This is a genomic window from Nocardia sp. N2S4-5 (assembly GCF_044628355.1).
Classification (GTDB): domain Bacteria; phylum Actinomycetota; class Actinomycetes; order Mycobacteriales; family Mycobacteriaceae; genus Nocardia; species Nocardia wallacei_B.
Genome location: NZ_JBIUPM010000001.1, coordinates 91,002 through 112,631, shown reverse-complemented (window position 1 = coordinate 112,631; position 21,630 = coordinate 91,002). Strand labels below are relative to the sequence as shown.

The window sequence follows — 21,630 nt, the reverse complement described above, 5'->3', positions numbered from 1 at the left end:
GCGGCAGTCAGCCGCGCGCACTGATTTCCGCCGTGACCCCACGTCGCTTCGGCAGTACCCGGAAGTCGGAGCACTCCCAAAGGAATTGGCGACAGCGGCTGGCTCGGCAGTGGCACACTCGGCAGTGGTGTCGGTTGCCATTCGGGCGCGGGCGCGAACAAGGCGGGATTGACTTCGGACGGCGGTCGCCATACGTCCGCCGCTTGTTCATAGGCATACCCGTAGGCCAATAGCGACGCCTCCGTGAAAGGACGGCCCACCAGCATGATTCCCACCGGTTCGTGGTTTTCCGGGTTGTAGCCGATAGGCAACGCGACAGCGGGATACTGTGCCCGGGCGGCCAGCTGAGCTTCCCGCGTCGCCGATGAACAGCACCGCGTCCAAGCGGTGCGCCTGGAATGCGGTATCGAGCCGCTCGCGCGCGGTCCCGACGACGCGTTCGCGATGTGCCCGGTATTCGTCCATCATCGCGGGATCGTCCAGGTCGATCGCGGCGGCGCGGAGCAATCTGTTCTGGCTGTACAGAGTTGTGCCGTGGATATAAGCGTTGGCCCGGTTGAAACGAATCAGATCGTCCAGGGACCTGATCGGGGCGCCCACGGGCAGTCCGCTTAGATAGCGATCGACGTCGCGCTTCATCTCGTAGACGTACAGGGGGTCGGGTAGCCCGCCCACGGAAATCTCCACCGAGATCAACTCCGCGCCCTGCGCGCTGAAAACCGCTGCCGCCGCGGCGAATACGGGCTCCGGAAGGTTGTCGAGTGGCTGGGAGACGACCCCGATCCGGACTCCGCGCAAGGCGTCCGGAGACAATGCGGCGACGTAGTCCGTGCCGTGCGCGCCGACGACGCGAGTGGTCGCCGCGTCCTCCGGATCGGCGGCGGCCAGCACGGTCAGCAGAGTGGCCGCGTCACGCACCGTCCGGGCGATCGGTCCCGCGGTATCCAAGCTGGCGGCGGACGGGAAAATACCGGTCCGGCTGATCAATCCGACCGTGGGCTTGATACCGACCATGGAGCTGAACACCGCGGGACTCATGATCGAGCCGGCGGTCTCGGTGCCGATGGTCGCCGCTGCCAGCGCCGCTGCCGCGGCGACCGCGGAACCCGAGCTGGATCCCCCCAGTCGGGTGGCAAACCTGTACGGGTTCCGGATGTCCTTGCCGAGGCTGCTGTAGCCGAACGGCATGTAGTCGGACATGAAATTCGCAAGCTCGGTCATATTGGTTTTGCCGAGGATAATCGCCCCAGCATCCCGCAGCCTCCGCACCAAGAAGGCATCACCGCCGGGATACGAATCCTGTAGCGCCACCGCCCCGGCGGTGGTGGACAGGCCCTCGAGGTCGATATTGTCCTTGATCAGGATCGGTATTCCGTGCAACGGCCCCCGCACATGGCCCGCGCGGCGTTCCGCGTCGAGTCGTTCGGCCTCGGCCATCGCCTTCGGATTCACCGTCCGCACGGCGTTCAGGCGCGGACCCTCGCTGTCCAGTATCCGGATCCGATGCAGATACGCCTCGACCAACCCGGCCGACGTCACCACACCTTCCGTCATCGCGCGCTGCAGCGCCGTGATATCGGCCCGTTCCAGATCAACGGGGTCGATCGCCGGACCGCCCGCGTGGCCCACGGCTGCCATCGCCGCGTGCAGGGATTTGTCCAGACCCGCGTCGTATCGGTCGATCTCGGCTGTGCGGTCCAGGAAGTCCTCGATGGCAGCGAGCAGTGCGGTGCGACCAAGGCACTGTTCGACGCGCTCGCGCACCTCGGCGCGGCGCGGGTGAGTGTCCGCCTGCCGCAGGTGCACCCTTTCGAGTGCCAGCCGCACCGCGGCCAGGTCCAGATCGGCCGCCGATACCGGGTCCTGCCAACGCAGTTCGGCGGCAGCGACCGGGCTCAGTACAAGGGTCAGCCAGCGCAGGTCCCGCTTCACCATGCGGCGCAAGCTGTCCCGAGTCTGCGGGAATTCGTCTCCTCGTGTGAGGTCGAGGCCGAATCTCGGGGCGAGTCGCCGCAGCCGGTGCTCGGCCGCCTCGCGGCGCACCTGAGCCTCGTCCCGGCCGCGTAGCAGGCGGCCGAGCCGCCACACGTGCGATTCCACGTTGAGATGCCATCCGCGCCAGGGACTTTCGTCGTGGAAGGCCTCGATCAACTGCCGCAATCCGAGGTAGCGTTCGGCAAGGTAGGTCGCGCGCGGTGAGTCCGTGTCCCGCCGCAACGCGGCGACTCGTTCGCGCACCGCCTCGAGTCCGGACTCCGTCCATCGGTCGCCGGGCAGCGCCGCCGCGCACGCGCGGGCCATCGCGTCCATCGTCATCGGATCGGGATCGAGTCCGCCCCGACTGATCCGACGGTCCAGTGGATATCTCCGCACATGCTCCGACACCAGCCGCGCCAGCCGCTCATCCCCCAGCCGCGTGCGGTGATCGGCCTCGTCCATCGCCGCGACGATCGTGTCGATCTGCGTCAATTGCCTGCGCCCGCGGCCGAGTTCGTGGATCAGGCGAATGGTGGTGTCCAGTCGTTCGGACTCACCCGGTGGCACCCGCGTCAACCGGCTCAGAACGTGCGCACCGGCATCCGGCTCATCGAATTGCGCTATGTCCAACGCGAATTCGCTACTCAACCCGCCCGAGAGCGCGGTGAAGGCGCGTTGCCGACGCCGCGTCACGTGCTCGCGCACCGCGGACATGATCTCAGGGAACTCCGCGGAGTCGGAGAGTCGGGGTCGCGCGGGCTCCTCCGGCGCGACGGGAACACCGCTCAGCTCCCGATTCAATTGCGCGAGCGCCGAATCCAGGTCGGCATTCAGCCGCTCGATCGTCTCGTAGTGCTCGACTGCCGCCGCCACCCGCGGCGCCAACCGACTCAGTTGCTCGTCCGGGCTCGGCACCGGGCCTTCCGAGTCCTGTGCGGTGGTGAGGAGATGACTCAGCCGAGCGTGCAGCAGCAGCATGCCCGAACGCGACGCCCAGGACGACGAGCGGTAACGCCGAGCCGCCGACAGCAATTCCGCCTGCGGGTACAGGAACGACTCCTCCTCGTAGGCCTCGAGGGTCGATGCCAGCGCGAAGACATCACGCGCCAGTCCGCCCAGGCGTTGCCACGCCCCGAGCCGCCGTTCTGCCGCCGCGAGGGTCGCGCCGATCACCTCTGTCAGCCCGCCGAGCGGCCGGAAATCGGCGACCGCGCGCATCAGTCCGGAAGCCCGGACGATCAGCTGGTACGCATCCCCGGCTCGCCGCGCCAGTTCCGCTTCCACTGCCTCGACCGTGTGTGCCCGGGCGTCGAGGCGACGGATATCATCGATAAGCTCTGCGACAACGGCCATTTCGGTGAACTTCTGCGCGGTGACCATGTGTTCGGATGTCGCAAGCCCTCTTTCCTGCCGCTCCGCCAGCACATGGTGAATGAATCCGTCACTCACCGCCCGACCGCGCCCGAGGCCGAGCATGTCGATCAGACCGTCGCGGACCTTCCGGAACTGGCTGAACCAGGCCGCCCATGTGGGTGATCCCGTCCGCAGTAGTTCTCTGGGATCGACGCGGCGGAGTGTGATCAGCTCGGCCAGTTCCGACCGCCGCCGCGCGGCTTGCTCGCCGGCGCGGCGCGCCATCGCCAGCCGAGCACCGGGATCGTCGCCCGCGGCGCCCACCGGAGCCATACCGTCCGGCGGGGTGTCGATGAGGCCGTTGGCCTCGAGATACGGCCTCAGATCCGTATCCGGATCCAGGAAATTCGCGATCACCTTGTCCAGGAACAGTTCCTGGTGCCGGAAGATGTTCTCCTCGAGCCAGTCGCCGACCTCCCGGGTGAAGCCGCCTGCCGAGTCGACCAAGCGCTCGAGCCGGCCCCGGACGATATCGGCGAAGATTTCGCTCCACTGGTACGTGAAGTAGGCGCCGTGATAGTCCAGCGCGAACATATGGCCGAAGGTCTGAATCGGACCGACGTCGAGTAACCCGGGAAGGTCGAGCCCGGCCGCTGTCAGAACCGAATTCTCGAACTCGCGCACTGCGGTCGGCAGATCGTCGCCCGACGGCACCTCGGCCGGTGTGAGCCGGTGCCACGCCAGATCCAGCAGCGCCAACGCTATCTGTACGGACACCTCCATGCCGCGATAATTCCGCGTCGATTGCCGTATCTTCTCCATCATCTCGGCAGGCATCGGCGCGCCGGTGTCGTGATGGAATGCGTACTCGCTCAGGCAGAGCCGCGCGAATACCTCGGCGAGCATTCCGGGGCCTTCCACCCACGTGCGGGGAATGCGCCGTCCCGATACTTCGTGCGCGCCTTCGCCCAGCATGTCGTGTACGCCGTGTCCGAATTCGTGAAATACGGACAACACTTGCTGCCACGTGAGCAGGGTCGGCGCCGTGTCGTCGGCCGGTTTCGCAATACTCGTGAAGATCACCGACACCGGTCGCCGCCCGAGCGGTTCGAACTTGTCGATGAGCGGAAAGGTGATGCCTCCGCCTTGTTTGCCCGGGCGCTGGTACGGGTCGTAGTACACCAGGCCGAGCGACTCGCCGACCGCGTTCGTGACGTCGAAGGCGCGAATGTCCGGGTGGTGCGCCGGCAGGTCGGAACGTTCCCGGAAGGTTATGCCGAAGAGGCGCTCGTAGAGGCGAAAGACGCCCTTGGTCAGTACCTGGTCCAGCTCCAGATACCGGCCGATGGCGCGGTCGTCGTTTCCGGACCGTCTTTCCATAGCGACTTCGCGCCCATAACGAACATCCCACGGCTGCAACGGGTTACGGTCGATGGCCGCGGCCGCCTCACGCATCTCGCCGCGGGTTCGCGCGGCAACGTACGGCGTCAGCTTCTCGAGGATCGCGGTCGCCGTCTCCGGGGCGACGGGTTCCTGGCTCGCGACGAACGCCGCATGGTGCGGGAATCCCAGCAGCGCGGCCCGTTCGGCGCGCAACGCGACTATCTCCGTCACGATCTCGGTATTGTCGTACTCCCCGCCACGGCAAAGACCGACCGACGCGTCGTACACCCTTCGACGTAAAGTGCCGTCGCGCAAACGGGTCAGCCACGGCTGGAAACTACCGGTCATCAGACTCTCGAGTCGCAGCAGATAACCGCCCGCGCCGGTCGCGGCGATTCCGGGATCGCCCACCGAAACTCCCGCCAGTTCGCTTTCGGTCACCGGCACCGCCGCCGCCTCGAGCGCTGCGGCTTTGTTCGCTTGGAAGGCGGTTTTCAGTTCCTCCACCCTGGCGTCGATCCGAGCGATCCTCGTTCTCTCCGCTTCCGGCAGATTCATACCGGCGGTCTGGAATTCGAGGTAGACCCGCTCCAACAACGCCCGGCGCCTCGGGTCCGAAGTCGGAGTCGGGCGGCGACCGTACATATCCCTGATCCAGGCGCCCAGCTCCAGGTTCGTCTGAATCGTGTGCCGGGCCTCGGCTACGATTCTGGAAGTCCGCGTCCATGCCTCCCGAATGCCGGGATGCCCCTCGGGGTCCGAGTTGTTGATGATTCGCGCCGCGAGTAGCACCGGGCGGACCTCGGAGCCCGCCATGAGATAGCGATCGAATATCTCGTCGAAGGTCCAGCGGTCGGCGTCGCTGATCATTTCCAGCACGACGGCTATATCCGCCAACCACCACTCGACCGCCTGCGCTACGGCCGGAACGATGTGCGCGACCTCGACGCGGTCCAGCCGCGGCGAGTCCCACGGCCCCTCGCGGTGCAGCAAGGGGTTCCGTCGGTCGGCGTAGCCGTCGATCAGCCGATCCAGCTGCACACACTCCGCGACATCGGCTGTCAGCGCGTCGAATTCGAGGTATTCGACCACGGCGGTGACCAGGCGTGCGGTCTCGGGACAGGCGACGGCGGCCAGTCGCCTGAGTTCGGCGAGCGGGTCGCCGCCGGAAGGATGCGCCGCCGGTCTCGGCGCGCCCGTCAGTCCGACCAGCCGGGACGTGACGGCGGCACGTCGGGCGGGCAGCGAGGCGGCCAGGCCGGTGTCGCCCTCGATGGCGCGCGTGGTGGCCTCTTGCGTGTCGTTCTCCAAACGCGTCGCGTCCGCGATCCACGTCCGCAGGGCTGCCGGATCGGCTTGCGCCGCTCGGGTCCATCCCGCGTCGTCGAGTGATCGCAGGCGACCCTGCAGTCGTTCCACGGGCTCCTCGAGATACGCGCGGGCCACCGGGTCGGCACCGAGCAGCCGAACCAGGTCCGCGCGCGCCCGGTCGGCCCGCTGCCGCACCGACTCGAGCGCAGCGCCGTCCGGCTCGAAGGACGCCATTCCCAGCCGGGATGCCCGGGCGGACAACCGGTCTGCGGCTACCTCCCGCTGCCGCCGGGCCTCGCCGAGATCCCGCGCGGCGACCTGGCGCACCCGGCCGGGCCCGTCCTCCGGCGGCGCCCGCTCGGGTGGCCGCCCGCGCAGCGGACGGATCGGGAATTCACGGCCCCGGCGGCCGACCGGCTCCCGATCGGGTCCCAGCGGAAGTTCGGGTATCCCAACGGATGTGAACGCGATGCCGTGAAACGTAGCGGCCGCGCCCGCCGTGCGGGTCAGCTCGGCCGCCCACGCGTCCACGGCTTCCTCTCCCCGCACGACCCGTTTCGTGGTGTACACCGCTCCGCCGATGTCGAGGCGGGCGACCTGTTCCGTGACGACGGTCACGCCGGCGTCGCGGCGCACGGTGAACGCATGTGCCCCGGTCGGTCCGAAATCCACTGCGCCCAAGACAGTTCCGTCGGTTCGGCGCACGTGCGCAACGATCGCGGCGGCGTCGCGGAATCCGCCCGGTCGCCAGTGCGCGTGCGCCCACCGGGAGATGTCCCGGCCGTCGAAGCCGGCGACGGGGACGTTGTCCAGGAGATCCCGAGGAATATCGAACCGTGGGCGGAGGCCGGGACCCTGCATCGCGGCGACGGCGGCCACCGGGAAACACGCTCCCGGCGCGCTCGACAGCTGATGCGCGGCGGCCGGATCCCACATGACGTTCTCGAGCAGGAAGGCGTCGATCCGTTGCACCAGAGTGTCCGGTGAGGTCGCGGACAGTTCCGGGAAGTGCCGCGCGAGGACGTTTCCGACCTCGGACGCGCTGTCCGGCACGACCCGCCACATCCCGTCCTCGTGTTCGAGCGGGAGCCGAACCGCCATGGTGTCGCCGATATTCGCCTGCACGAGAACGATATCCGGCCGCTCCGGCAGGTCTGTCGGTGGCGCGGGCAGAGGCGGCACTCGCCGGGTCCACAGCCGGTGCAGCACGTGCGCGGGATGCGTCCGCTCGATCTTCGGTTCCGCTCGGACCATCTGGTGGCCCAGCCACGCCAGCCGCTCGACATCGCCGAGCGGATTCTCGACCGCGAGCAGACCGAGCCAGCGGCCGAAGCCGAGCGCTGTGGCGCCGGCCGTTCGATAGTTCAGGTAGTGGTCGAGCAATTGGGCCGGGATCTCGGGGCCGGACTGTTTGCGGCGGCGACCTTCCGCCTCGGCAGCGGGCACCGTGCGCACCTCGATGCGGCCGTCCGGGCCCGCGGTCACCTCCAGGTAGCGCTTCTCCAGTTCGTCGCGCCACAGCGCATCGGCGTATTCGGGACGCTCGGCGGCCTGTCTCAGCAGGCTCGCCAGGTGTCCGCCCGGTGGCGCGGCGACCAGCAGCAGGCCACCGGCGCGGTCCGCGACGTATCCGATCCCCTCGCCCACCCGGCGCCCCGCACCGCGCACGCGCAGATCGGCGGCGACGACGCGGTCGGTCAGGAAGCTGTCGCGGCGGCGCTGGGCCTCGGACGACTCGGCCGCCGCGTCCGCACGCCGGGCGCGCAGGTCGGCATACTCGCGCAGTTCGGCTTCGCGGCGCATGACCTCGTCTCGGCGAGCACCGGATGTGCTGTCCGACAAGGGGATCGACGCTATCTCGACGGGATCGACACCGAGTTCGTCGGCCAGACTCGCCCGCTCGTCGCGCACCCGGTCCGACAGCGCCGCAAGGGTTTCCGGGTCGTGGTCGTCGAGCTCGGAGACGCCGAGCCGAACGGCGAGTGCCTCCTCTGCCCGGCGCCACGCACTCAGGCGGCTCGCGGCAACGGCGGCATCCCGGATGAGCTCGTCGTATCGGCGAACGTCCGCGTGCGACAACGTGAGATCGAGGTCGACAGGTGCGCGCGCGGCCGAATCACGGGCCGCCTCGCGCACCTGCGCGCCCACCCGCCACAGCAGCGACGGCAGGACGGGTTCGACAATCGGCTCGAGCCCGCCGTCACGTTCGGCCCGCGGGGTCGGCACGGCCCACCAGCCTTGTTCGGCGTAGCTCACATTGACCGTGAACTCCCTGGAGCCCGCCGTCGCGGAAAGCTCCCAGAAATGACGTGGCTCGGGCGACGCACTCACCTGCGTCCTGGTGGGTACTGCGCCCGCGGCCGCCGCTTCCTCTATCCGCCGCAGCAACCGGTCGGGATCTCGATCCCACATGCCCTGCCGCACCTGTTCGGCGACGCCGGCGTCGCCGATTCCGGACTCGCCTTGCAACCACCGGTTCAGGACGTCCCCGGCGTCGCCGTGCCCGCGTGGCGGCGCGACGCGCCAGAGCAGGCCGTCGGCGGCGATCTCGACCGTCGGCCGCAGGGCGCCGAGGTCGACCTCGGCGCGCAACACGACGCGCACCGGGGCATCGGACATCCCGTCCGGCGCGGGAGGCAGCGGAATCGTCCGGGTGACGGCCCGGATCAGCACCGCCGTCGGATGCGGGAGATCCGTGCTCACCACCGTATTCGACTCGGCCGCCGCGCAGGCGAAGGCCTGCAACGTGCCGTCTCGTTTGAGGTGGCCGGCGACGACCTCGCCGCGCGTGGCCCGGGATCTCCGCGCCTCCTTCTTCCCGTAGAACAGGTGCTTGCCCAGTTCGCCGATCCAGTCGCGGAAGGTCGCCGTGATCAAGCCGAGCCGACGGAAGCGCAGGTACTCGTCGAGCAGAATGCCCTCGAGTTCGGCATCCGTCGCCTCGCGGAACCGCCCTTCGGCGGTGCGGGCCGAGATCGTCGTCGCGACGGGGCCGTCAGGGCCGGGCGTCACTTCCACATACTGCCGGTCGAAGCGCGGATGCCACCGTGCCGCAGTGAATCTCGCGTCTTTGGTCACCACGTCCAGCAGCACCCGGCGGTGCATGCCCACCGGCGCGGCGACGACCAGTTGCCCACCCGCACCCGACGGCAGGAACGCGACGCAATCGGTGATCCGCTCACCCTCGGCCCCCGCGAGCCGCCAGGAATCCAACTGCCGCTCGACGGCCGCGTGCGCCGCGGCCCACTCCTCTCGTGGGGCGTGGTCGCGCGCAGACTCGGCGGACGAGCCAGGCGTCACCACAACCGACGCAGCGGCCGACGATCCGCCGGGGTCCGAGTCACCCTCCACCACAACGGGTTCGAAGGCGGGCTGGACGTCGCGAAGGTAGGCCCGGCCCTGTTCGTCGACGGTCACCTCGGTGTAGTGGAAGCGCGCGCCCTGCGCCGACAATGCGGCGCGCACATCGGGCGCGACCGCGTCCAGCACGCTGTCCAGCGTCGCCACCGGCCCGGCGACGTAGACCTCGGCCGGGACACTCTCCGCCTCGACAACCGCCACCTGAGGCGCCAGCCGGCGCCCGCCTTCGGCGTCTATCACGTTCTGCGCGAGCATGTCCCGTGCGATCGCGGCGGCGGCCTCGGCGCGCGTGCCGCGCTCGGCGGCAAGCGCGTGACCGAACAGCACGAGGTCGCGACGGACGATGTCACCGAGTGCGCCGACCCGCGCCGCCTGCGCCTGGTCGATCTCGACTCCCGGCGGATGCGGCGCCGCGGCACGGAAATCGGCCGCCCAGTCGATGAGTTCGTCCACGGCCCAGCGCAATTCCTCCGGACTCGACTGTTCCGGGTTCTGTACCCCCAGCCGGCGGGCCCTCCGCACGACCGTCTCGAATCGGCGTCGCCGCTCGCCGGCCGCTGCCGCGATCCGCGCGCCCCACTCGTGTAACGCGGCGGCCCGCTCCGGCCGGAATTGTTTCGGGTCGGCCACCGGCAACCACCGGCGCGGGTCCTGGTCCGCGCGACGGCTTCCGATGCTCCGACCTTCGTGATCGCCGCGCAACCACGCCAACCGGTCGTCGATCAGCGCTTCCCAACGCTCACATTCGGCGATATAGCGCAGCGACTGCTCGAGCCTGCGATACCGCGCGAGGCGACCGGGCAGATCGCGCAGTGCGGCCGTCTTCTTGTTGCCGCGAGTTCCCAGGAGGGCCTGCTGCCGTTCGGTGTCGTAGTCGGTCTCGATTCGCCGCACCAGGTGGGGGGTGAGCCGGTCGTCCGAGGCCAGCATGCCCGCTTTGCGCAGGTCCGCCGTCAGCGCCGTGGTCAGGTCCTCGAATTCGCGGCGCAGGCGAGGAGCCGAGTGACTCGGATCTGCCGAGTCCTCACCGCAAAGTTCCAGCCATCGGTCACGGAGACCGCGCAACCGGGCCAATGTATCGATGTCGCGTGACACCGTATGAGTGGCAGGCGTCTCCTGGTCCGCGGCGGTCGGCTCGGTTCCCAGTTCGCGTTCCATCTCGCCGAACTGGGCCAGTAACCGCCGTTCTTCGTCCAGACGGGGCGGGATATCGACAAGCCGAGCGAGTTCCAGGTATTCGGTCACCTGCTCGATCACGCGCCCCGCTTCGGACGATCGGCCTAGCGCCGCCCCCAGCACTCGCCACTCCGCCACCGCGTCGACGATCCAATCGCTTTCCGCGTCTTCCTCGGTGTCCGGGTCGGGCACGTCGAGGATATCGGCGAGAGTCAGCGCCTTGTGCGTCTCGACAATCGCGAGCATCAGCCACTCGGGCAGGCGCGCCGGCCCGCGGTCGGGTGTATCCCGGAAAACCTGTGGCCACCGCCCGGGCGGCAGGTCGCGCAGTCCGTGCTGGAAGTATTTGACGATCCGCAGCACCGATTGTGGCCCACCGCGATACCGGCTCAGATGTTCGGCAAGCCGCTGCCGACTGCCCGGCTCATCCCAACCGCCTTGCCATTTCCGATCCGGATTCGCGCGCCACGCCGCCAACAGCGAGTCGGCCAGTTCCAGCGCCTTGGATTCGAACTCCCGCAACCACTGCGCGAGATACTCCGAATTCGGAACCAGTCGATCGACCTGCGCGCCGTGCATCGCGGCGGCCTGGTCCAACTCGGCGGACAGTTTCCCGGCCCGCGCCGCCGCGGCACGCCGGGCCACCGCCAGTGTCCGCCGCGGTGCGTCATCGCCGTAGCGGGACCGGATCTCCGCCAGGCGATTTCGGTACATCGCCGCCGCCAGGTGATCACCGCCCGTCATATCCCGAGCGATCCTGAGCACATTGGCGGCCCAGTCGGAATCGGCGGTGCCGTCTACGGGAGTCGGTTCCGGCCGCTCGACGATCGGCCGCGGGCGCTCGAGCCGACGCTGCGTCCGCCGCCGCATGATCTCGGTGTGCTTCGCGATCTCTTCCTCGGCGTCGCGCGGTGTCCAGCGGCCGGAGAGCAGATTGTCGCCGATGAGTTCGGAACGCTTGGAATGTTCCAGGCGAAGTCCGATGTCCTCCAGGCTCCACTCCATCGGATACCGGTATCCCAGATGGGGATGCACGAATTTCGCGTTGCCACGGTAGAAGCGCCCGAGCGCCTGTCCCAGGGTGTACTCCGATTGCCTTCCGTTCTCCAAAACGGGACGCCGGTCGCGATTCTCGTGCAGGAAACGTGCGGCCTCCTCCGGGGAGGTGATCCTGGCCGATTCCTGAATCAGTACGCGGCTGAGTATCTGAGAATAGAACGCGTTCGTACGGCGCGACGCGAGATCTTCGGGGGCCAGCGCCGCGGCCGCAGCCAGGGCGTTGTATTCGGACAGGTGTTGCAGGTCGATTCCGCATACCGCCCGCACCACCGGATTCGGGTGGAAACGACCCTTCTGCTCGCCCGTGTGTTGATCGAACGCGGTGTTCTCGACGGCCTCGAACAGCAATCGCGCCTCGTCGCGCGCCTCCGGCGCGAGTACGAGCGCCCGCTCGCGCAGGATCGTCGCCGACACCAGCTCGTCGTAGGCTTCCGGATTGTCCGCCATCCGGCCGCCGCCGAATCTCAGATCGCTGTTGGCGTCGGCCGCCATGGCGAGGAGCCGGTCCAGCGCGCCGGCCCGAATGTTTTCCATATGGTCTTGCAGGCGCTGGAGGTCGTCCTCGAGACCGAAACCGTTGTGATACGAGGCGGGCACCAGGAATTCGGCCTTTTCCAGCTCACCGACGATCGGCAGAATCGCGCCGACCTCCGGATCGCCGTACAGCGCGTTCACGGCGTACATACCGTCGGCCGCGAGCCGGACCGCCACCGGCGCGTAGGGATGGTCGAGGACCCATTCCGGCAGCGTCGCACGCACTTTCCGAATCTGCCGGTCCAGTACCGCTTCGGGCAGTGGCGCTCGCCGCGGATCGAGCAGTGCCGATCGGACCCATTCCAGGTCGCGGAAGTCCTTCGGCAGGCCTCGCCGCCATTTCGCCGCCGTGACGTCGGACAGGCCCGCGACGTGGAGCCCGCTTCGCGTTCGCCACGCGCGCATCAGCAGGTCGTCGTGGGAAATGCCGCCCCATCCGACGGCGGCCTCGATCTCACCGTTGGTGACGAGAACGAAGCCGTCGGGGAATCGACGTTCCGTCCAGCCCTGCTCGCGCAGCCGCCGGAACCCGCCTTCCGATACCGACACATCCGTGTCGTGCGGCGGGCGCGTCCCACCGGGGAACGCGGCGGCCATCGCCGAACTACCCACCACCACAACGTCTCTCGCGAGACTGCCGAGGGCCGCGAGGGTCGTCTCGAGTGCGGGCCGCAGCGGCTCGTGCGGTGGCGGATCGGCCGCGCGCCCGTCGGTGCCCGCCACCGCGAGCAGTGGCGTACGACGCAGCGGGACAACGCTTTTCGGCCGCTGCGGCGATCTGGGCAACGCATCGCCGGACGCGCCGCAGATGATCGCGAATTTGTACACATGCTCGGGCAGTTTCCCGGCTTCGAACACGTGCTTCGCGCCCCCGTCGACCTCCGGGTCGCGCCATTTGACCACGCCGGGCTGGCGTCGGTCGTGGAACACCAGACGGGCGTGGCCCGAACCGGCGGCCGCGCGAGCTCGGTCGTCTTCGGTGACGACGTACGCGGCTGTCCCCGGCGCCATCCCACCCAGCCGGTTCGCTAGCTCATCCCAGGTCGCGACCGGTTCCCACGCCGCGCCGCCCAGCGCGGACTGCACCTGGGCGACGGTGGTTCCACCGAGTTCGGCGTTGGGAGTGAGCGGCACGGCCGCCAAGTTCTCCGCGACCGCGGCGCTGCCGTTCTCCTCGACAAGGTACTTCGCGACCAGCGGTGCGCAGTCGATCGGCCTCGGCGGGTGCGGCATGTCGGGTGCTCGGGACCGGCCGGTGCCGTGCGACAGGGAGTCGTTCGAACCCTCGCCCGCTCGCTGCCATCGACCTATCGGCAGGCAATGCAGCGGCGCCGGCGCCCCGGCATAGCGGCTCGAAATGCCCGGTGGCCGCACGCCGGCCGCCGGGCCGGCCTGGAGCGCACGCCAGCGTCGGCTCAACTCCCCCAAATCCATCCGGAGGATGCGCTGCAGCCAATTCCGTTCCACGCCAGGGCGCCTGGTGCCGCCGGCAGTCGCCCGCACGTGTACTCGTTCGAATGCGGCCGCGGTTTCCAGCAGCGCGGACAGGAGCAGGCACCGGTTCGCGAGAGCGCTCAGGTGCTCGAAATCGTCGTGTTCGTCCGGGGATTCCGCGAGGAGCTGTTCGATGCGCCGGGGACTCAGCTCATCGGGGTCCACCGCGAAACGCTCCGCCAATTCCCCAGTGGCGGTGCTGAGTTCGGCGCGCAACCGATCGAGTTCCGGAGATCCGGGCCGAAGTGCCCAGTGCTCGAACTCGAGACCGTGTTCCCGTGCCAGTTCCCACGCCACCGTAGCGCGTTCCATGCCCAGCCGGATCCACTCGGCGCGCAGCGGGGAACCGAACCACCAGGAACCGCCCAGTTTCAGCTCGCGTCTTCCGGGCGCGGGGGCCTCTGCTTGTCGGGTGTTCTCCGCCGAGGGACTCGCGACATCGGGCGTATCCGTCGGAGCGGTCGGCAAGGCCTCGAACCGCGTACCGGTCGCCCGGAACCTTTCCAGTGCCTCGACCAAGTGGCCGATGGGCGACGCGGGGTGGTCCTCGGCGAGTTGCCGCAACAGCGAGAAGCGTTGCCCGGCAGTGGCGGACGTGCCGTCCTCGGACAAACCGGCCGCACGCAACCACTCCAGCACGGCGGCCGCCCGCCGGTGCGTATCCGCCTGATCCCGGAGTTCCCGGCCGATCACCTCACCCAAGTCGTCCAGCAGCGCCGACCGCACCTCCGGCGTGAGGAGATCCCAGCCGTGATCGCCCAGCGCCGCCAATCCGGCTTCGACACGATCCACCGCCGCCGCCAGTAGCCGCCACCCCGAGAACCGCAGCTCCTGCGGCGACATACCCAGCAACTCCGCCGCCCCCGCGGTCGCCTCCGAGTGTTCCTGTCGCACCGCCCGCGGGTCCGCCGCGTCACCCTCTCGGGACACACCGGTCGAGTCGGGGTCGGGGGCCGATGCAGATTCGGACGCTGGTACGTCGGCCGGTGACTCCAGCGCGGGCGAGAGTGGTGCGCCCGCCGAGTCCAGCTGCGCCGCAATCCCGTTCGAGGAGTCTTCGTCATCCGATGCGGCCACAGCGGCACCCGACATCGCCGCACCGGGGATCAACGGCTGGTGCCGCAAGCCTGTTGGGCTCGTCGTATCTCCGTGTCCTGCGGTGGCCTCGATGGGGTGGGCAGGATGCGGTCCCGCAGCAGGAGCGCCCGACTCGGGCGCGTATGCCCCCGCGTGCGGGTCAGGCATCCCCGCGGCAGCAGCAGGCTTGAACGGGAGCGGTCCCGCCTGCGGGTCGGACGTGTGCGCGACGGTCGCCGGTGCGACACCCGGTTCGGCTTGCGGACCGGACGTCTTCGGGAGCGCTTCGGCCGTGGGTTCGGCCGGGTTGGCGTGGGGGACCGCCGTCGGGCCCCCGGGTGGGGTCGTGGCGGGTTTGCGTGCTTGTTCGGTTTCGGCGAGTTCTCGCTCGTGGTATTCCCGAGCCTGCGCCGACGCCGCCTCTCGCACCGGGTCCGCGGGTGCGGACTGGACAGGGACCTCTTGCTCGAGCACCTGTACCGCTCCACGATCCGACAGTCCGGCGGGTGCGGCGTCCGGAGCCGAATACTGCTTTGTACCATCGTTTTCCGCTCCGCTGAGCGAACTCGGCCGCGGCGGATCCCCGGCTCCCGCGGTTTCCTCCGCCGACGGCCGCAACCCAGCCGCCGCCGATGCGTCCCGAGCAGCCGGTGTGGGTGCGCCGCTACCCTCCGAGGCACCCGGCACGCCCTCCTTCGGCGCGTCCGAGGAGGCTTGCGTACCAGGGCCCTTGTCGCCGCCGTGGCCGCCGGCGGGTGCCGGTTCGGGCGGCGCCGACGGCCGGAGACCAGCCGCCGCCAGCGCTTTCGCTGCTGCGGGCGTTAACGCGGACATACCGCCGGGCGTTGCCGCCGGTACCGGGGAAGGCCCCAGACCGGCCGCCGCCAAGGCGTCCGCGGCCGCCGGTGTCAGGGCGGACATACCACCGGGCGTTGCCGCCGGCGGCGCGACGGAAGGTCCGAATCCCGCGGCCGCCAGTGCCTGTGCGGCCTCCGGTGTGAGTGCGGTGCCGTCCGCGTGTGCTGTTTGCGCCAACTCCAGCTCGTACAGCTGCTGTGCGCGGCCCAGGGCAGGGTCCTCCGGGGTAGTAGTCCCCTCGCTCGCGCCCAGCCGCAGTAGCGAGTTGGGCGACGACAGCATGCGGTCCAATGTCGCGTGCACGTCCGTCCAGCGCTCCATGATCGCCGCGTCGCCACCGACCCAGTGCCGCAACCTTCCCTGCAGGTCCGTCGGAATCGCTTGTGCCGCAGCGAGTTCGTCGCCCCCGACAAGGAGACGCCCGCTGTGCTTGTCGGCCTCGACGGCTCGGCGCACCTCGTCGCCGATCAGCGTGCCGGCGTGCGGGCGCGCCTGCTCACCCAACTCGGATGAGCCCTCGGCCCGCCCGACCCAGTGCTCCACGGCCGACCGCAACTGCGACGGCCTCATCGAGTGAAATTCGGTGTCCGACAACCCGAGCCACTTCGCCAGCGCCGACCCCGCGTGCGCCGATTCCTTCTGCAACACTTCGAAATCCGAGGCCCTCGCCCGGACCACCGCGTCCGCGCCCTCTTGTACACCCAACTCGCGCACGGAACGCTCCACCGCATCCGGGCCGGCCTCCGCCGTCGCGCCGGGCTTCTCAGCGACCACCGCCGCATCGCCGTGCGAGGAACGGTCCCCCACCTCGACGGCGGCGGATCGATTCGCGTGAACACTTGTGTCCGTTGCGCTTTGGGGAACGGTGTCGGTCGCATGGCGATCGAGCGCGCCTACCTCCGCGTCGGCAGCGCCGTACCGCGCCAGCCCATCCAATACCTGGCCCACGCGCTCCGCGCCGTGCGCCGCTGCGATCTGCCGCAACGCCGACCATTGCCCGGGGGCGGGTTCGGGATGAGGCTCCGCGAGCCCGGCCTGCCGCAACCACTCCGACACCGGCGCGGAGTCCTGATCGCCCTCCGCGATCGCGCGGGCACGATCCGCCACGCGCTTGGGCAGATCACCGAGCACGCCGTCACGGACCGCGGGATCCAACCGGGCCCAGCCCTCGTCACCCAGCGATCCCAGCCACGAATCCACCTCCCCGACAGCGCGTTCCAAGGCCGGACGGCCACAGGACCGCAGTTCCTCCGGTGTCATGCCGAGGGCGTGCGCCAACTCCGCTCGCGCGGCGTCCCGCGCCGTCACCCGTCGGGCCAGCTCGGCCGCATCGACACCGGGACCGGAAACACCCGACCGGGATCCTTCGACAGCCGCGCCGTCGGCCCGGGTTTCGGCGAGCTCCTGTTCCCGCAAACTGTTGATCCGCCGGTACTCCGCGGCCTCTGCCCCGGCTCGGACACCGTACTCGCGGACTTCCCTGGTGAGATGATCCACCGGGTACCCGTCCGGGAATGTCCCCTCGACCGGGGTGGGAGGCGCGCCGTCCGCGGGCGACCGGGGCTGGGCGTGTGCCGCGGCCATACCCACCGCCGCTCCGCCGGCCAGTGCCGACAACGTCACCTCGAACCGGCCGGTCATCCCGGCGGCTGCGGCGGCGCCACCGATCACGCCCGACATTCCCGCCAGCGCGGCCACCGCCGCGCGCCCCAGCATCGCCGACTCCGCCTGCGGCACAACGGCATGCGCAATGCGTCCACCCAGCATTCCACCGACGGCCGCACCCGCCCCGGCCACCGCCGACGTCACGACGGATGCCCAGTCCATGCTCTCGCGATGCCCGTTCAGGAGTCTGAGCATCTGCCCCAGCTGCACGCCGGCATCGACGCCTCCGGTCAGCGCCGCGAAGCCGCCGGCCCGCATGCCCAGCAGCACCGCGCGCTCGGCCATCGCAGCGGCACCGGCACTGATCCGCTCGGCGACAACGGTCGCATAGAAGGCCAGATGCCGTGTCCTCGCCGCCTCCAGCACCACCGACTGCGCGACCGGATTCAGACCCGCCGCCAACACCTGGTACCCCGTCATGAAGCCGAAGGCGGCCATCGTGTACACCGCTTTGTCGCTTTCGGTGCTGCTGGTGTCGGTGTATTGCGCCAGCTGTGCGCAAAGCTCGGCGCGCGCGGCGGCTACCTTCCGCAAATCGGCTGCGGCCGTGGTGATCTGACTGCCCAGCGCCTCCCGCACCGCGTCGGGCAACGTCGCGATCTGCTCGTCGATCTGCTCCACGAGCCGTTCCAGTTCTTCGGCCGAACGCCGCCATTCGGCACTCACCCGACGACCGGCATCGGTGTCCATCCGCGGCACCTCGCCGCCGAACACCGGCGCCTGAATCCACGGCGGCAGCTCGGCCAGGAGCTCCAACGCCGCGCTCACCACACCTCCCGATCGGCAGTCATCGCCTTGCTTCCGATCAGGCCAATGCCCCCTGACGACGTCGGTACCGCTGCTCGAAACCGGCCACGTACACCGATGGCGAGACCGAGGACGTCGAATGTTCCACGACACCGTCGTCGGCGACATAGAAGATGGCCCGGCCGATCGCGATCTCCCCGCGGGGCACCGGCACGTACACCATCCAGCCGACGTCGACGCGGTCGGCGGTCAGTTCCGTGAGGGGATAACCGGTGGTGTCCAGACCTCGATCGAGAACGTGCGTCCGGACCCGATCGATCGCCCCCTCCGCCGACATCGTGTGGGGCACTTCGCGTGCCATCACGCCGGCAATCGAGAACTGGTAGAGCGCGCCTTCGATATCGACATCTTCCGCCTCGCCGAAGACCTCCGAAACCGCTGCGCGGGTGACGAGCCCGGCCTGCGCGGCCGACACCAGCGCGTCGGCGGCGGCACGCCGCGCGGCATCCACCCGGTCCGGCAACAGCCCCAGCACGACCTCGACCACGGTTTCGGCCGTCCACACCCCGGGGACCGCCGAACCACACCGGTCGGCCGACGGCGAATCGCCACGGCGCCACGTCCCCTCGTCCCACCAGTAACAGAACGACAGCAGACCGGCCGCGGCCCGTGGGTTCAACACCGGATCCGCTACCCACTCCGGCGCTCCCGCATAGTAATTCGGCATCGGTGCGTCCTCGTTGTACACCGCGTCCAGCTCGGGCGGATTCCATATCCCGCCCGACAGCACCGCACGTCCACCCGGGAGCACATACAGCGTCGACCCGGCCCGCCGGGAACTCTCGAACCACCCCAACGACGGCAGCATTCGCGGCCCCAACGAGGAGCCCAACGCGACGAACGCCGCCGACAGCACCGCCCATCTCGCCCACATCACCGGCAGATCAGGCAACTGCTTCGCCAATTCCACCGGCCGCACCCCGGCGGCTCGGTCGGCACGCATGGCGGTCACCGCCGAGCGCGGGCTGCGCGTCTGCCGGTCGCCGTGCCCCAGATAGGCCGCCAGCCACACCGGAAGCCGTTCGCGTGGATAGGCTTCCAGATCGGCGCGGTAGACCTCCGGCGCGAACAACTGGCCGTCCGGAAACGGCTCATCACCGTAGTCGTACGCGAATTCGGGTTCGCCGGACTCAGACGACCACATCAACAGCCGCCACCAGGGCCCGTGCTCGAGCCGCGCCGACATCTCCCGCAGCCGCCGTACCGAGGCGAGCACCGTGTCCGGCGGATCCACCCGCACGGTGCGGCCGTCCACGGTGAACACGATGTCGACGGCTTCCGCCGCGGCCGCGAGCGCGAAACCTGCTGCCAGAGTGTCCCATCCGGACGGGCCCGCCGTCGCGATCTCCGCCGCGATTCGTTGCGCCGAGCGCAGCATCTCGTCGTCCACAGGCGTCGTGGACGCGCTGTCGGTCTTCGCGTCTTCGGCGTCGGAGGGTTTCATGAGGCCACCTCATTTGTCGAGTTACGCACTGTCACAATCGATCACCGGATTCCGTTGCGCGGGCCGCGGTCTCGGTGAGCAGACCGCACAGCGTCTTGGACGGTTCGGCGGCGCGGTGCCCGTTGAGGATCACATCGGTGAAGGCGTCGGCGAGCGCCGCGCCCGGTTCGAAGCGGCCCTGGTCGAAGCTCGCTCCGCTCAGCTGATCGCGCCATCGCTTGTAGCCGGCCACGACGTAGCCGAGCGCGGCCGTGTGGTCGCCGCCGTGCAGATACTCGGCGATCAAGCTCCGCTGCGCCGACTTACGCGCCTGTCCGTCGCTCGCAACATCCAGGGCATACCCGAATTCTCGAACCGTCGCCGCGTAGACCGGGCGCTCATCCGCCTGCGCCACAGCGGCACCCGGGCGACGCCGGTCCCGCAGGACTGTCGAGAGCCGCCTCGGGTCGGTCGCCAGCTGCTTGTCGAACGCGATGTACCAGGAGCGGCCGGGTGCGTCGGCCGCTGAATCCGGTTCGGGGGCAACGCGAACGACGGCCGTTTCATCGACCGCGGCGAGGGTCAGGCGGCGGATGGGGAGCAGCGGATACCGGGCCAGCACGTCGCCGACGGCGGCGAGAAATTCACCGACCGCGTCCGCGTCCAAGTCCGGGTCGTGGAAGCCCGAAACGGTCATGCCGTGGCAATCTCCCAGCGCCAGGGCAGCCCGGAGGAGCGCGGTACCCGCCTCCGCACCTGCCGGTTTACGAGAGGTTTCGGACTTCGGAATATTTTGCTGCGCAACGGTTTCTGCCAGCGGGCGGCTCGACGCCGGTTTCCGGGCGGGCGGAGACTCGCTGCCGGTGTTTCGTGCGGGAGGCGCGGCGGGTGACGGCCCATCGGGCGGGCTTTTGGCAGTCGCCCACGGCGTGCCGGGCGGTGTTCGATCGGCGCGGGCGCTGACGCTCGGTGTGCGCGGGGCGCCCTGGGCGGGTGATGCGCTCGCGGGCAGTTTGTTGCTGTCCTGGACAGACGGCGGATTCGACTGGCGGACAACATGTTCCCGCTCACCGGGCGCTGCGTTCGACTGACCGCGGGCTCCAGCGATGCCTTCCCTGTTCGCCGCGCCGCCCGTGCCGCCTTTCGACTCGTCGGCAACATCGCCATTCGCCCCACCCACGTCGCCGTCCGCCTCGTCGGAAGCGCCGCCGCTCGCCTCGCCCGCGCGTCCGTCGAACTCGTCGGGAGCATCGCGGTGTACGTCTCTCTTCGCGCCGCCACCCACCTCATCGGAACCCGACCGCGGCGTGTCGCCACCCGCGCCGGCCCCTCCCGTACTTGCCGAGGACCCCGGCCCGCCACTGTCCATACCGACCGGTGGTTCCTCCTCTGATGCCGGAATCACCTGCGCAGCCTGCCCACTCGGCGACGCACCCGCATTCGACGCGGGGGGCCGCGCTCCGACCGCCCCGGAATCCGATGCGGCCGCTAGCTCGGGCAGCGCCCGCTCGACGCGAGCCGGACCGGGTTCCCCCGCATCTTCGACGCCTCTCCGACCGGCCCGGTCCGCCGCCACGGCCGTCTCCGCCGTGGCCACCACCTGACCGCCGAAACCCCGCAGTGCCCGCGCCAGTTCTCGCAGTGCGAGGATCGCCTGTTTCGCGTCTCCCGCATAGGATTTCCCGACTTCCGCCCCCGCCTCGTCGTCACCCCACCACTGCCCCTCCCGCGACAGCGCCTGATCAAGCCGCTCCGACATCCGCTGCACCTCGTCGCCGATCCCGGCGAACGCCACGCCCCGGGCACGCAGCTGCTGCGGATCGATCCACATCGACCCGCTCATCGACCCCACTCCCCCGCTCGATCACCGAAACATGTTGCGCCGCAGCACTCGTACTCTCCATTCCCGCGACAGCGCCACCGCCGCAATCCGACAAATCCGTCGCCCGCCAACGCTCGCGCCCTCTCGCAGCCACACGGCACAACGCCGATGCACAAGCCCACCCACCAAGCCTGACTACCTAAGTAACTATGAAGGCATCGGTAATTCGCCTACGCATTTCGGCCCGAGCGCGCACAGCAGCGAATCAGCATCTCGGACTGCACGCCGGAACATCCGCGAGGTCTTCAATTATCGAGCGTCCGAGCAAATT

General features: G+C 69.5%; 3 protein-coding genes. All 3 read right to left on the bottom strand.

Annotated elements, in window-relative coordinates; all coding sequences use genetic code 11:
- Positions 1-207: 207 nt before the first annotated feature.
- The 3 genes from ACFMRZ_RS00500 to ACFMRZ_RS00490 are packed head-to-tail and all read right to left on the bottom strand — an operon-like array spanning position 208 to position 21,320.
- On the bottom strand, positions 208-18,015 hold the full coding sequence (locus ACFMRZ_RS00500; protein WP_400177408.1) for an amidase family protein: 17,808 nt from the start codon (positions 18,013-18,015) through the stop codon (positions 208-210).
- Positions 18,016-18,052: 37 nt separating this feature from the next.
- Positions 18,053-19,498: a hypothetical protein gene (locus ACFMRZ_RS00495; RefSeq protein WP_400177407.1), complete on the bottom strand. Its 1,446-nt coding sequence runs from the start codon at positions 19,496-19,498 to the stop codon at positions 18,053-18,055.
- Between the two features lie 31 nt (positions 19,499-19,529).
- Complete coding sequence (locus ACFMRZ_RS00490) at positions 19,530-21,320, bottom strand: hypothetical protein (protein WP_400177406.1); 1,791 nt, start codon at positions 21,318-21,320, stop codon at positions 19,530-19,532.
- Positions 21,321-21,630 lie beyond the last annotated feature (310 nt).

What these genes read in the sequence shown, in the direction of transcription:
- ACFMRZ_RS00495 (WP_400177407.1), bottom strand. Translation starts at nt 19,498, where the DNA reads ATGAAACCCTCCGACGCCGAAGACGCGAAGACCGACAGCGCGTCCACG.
- ACFMRZ_RS00490 (WP_400177406.1), bottom strand. Translation starts at nt 21,320, where the DNA reads ATGAGCGGGTCGATGTGGATCGATCCGCAGCAGCTGCGTGCCCGGGGC.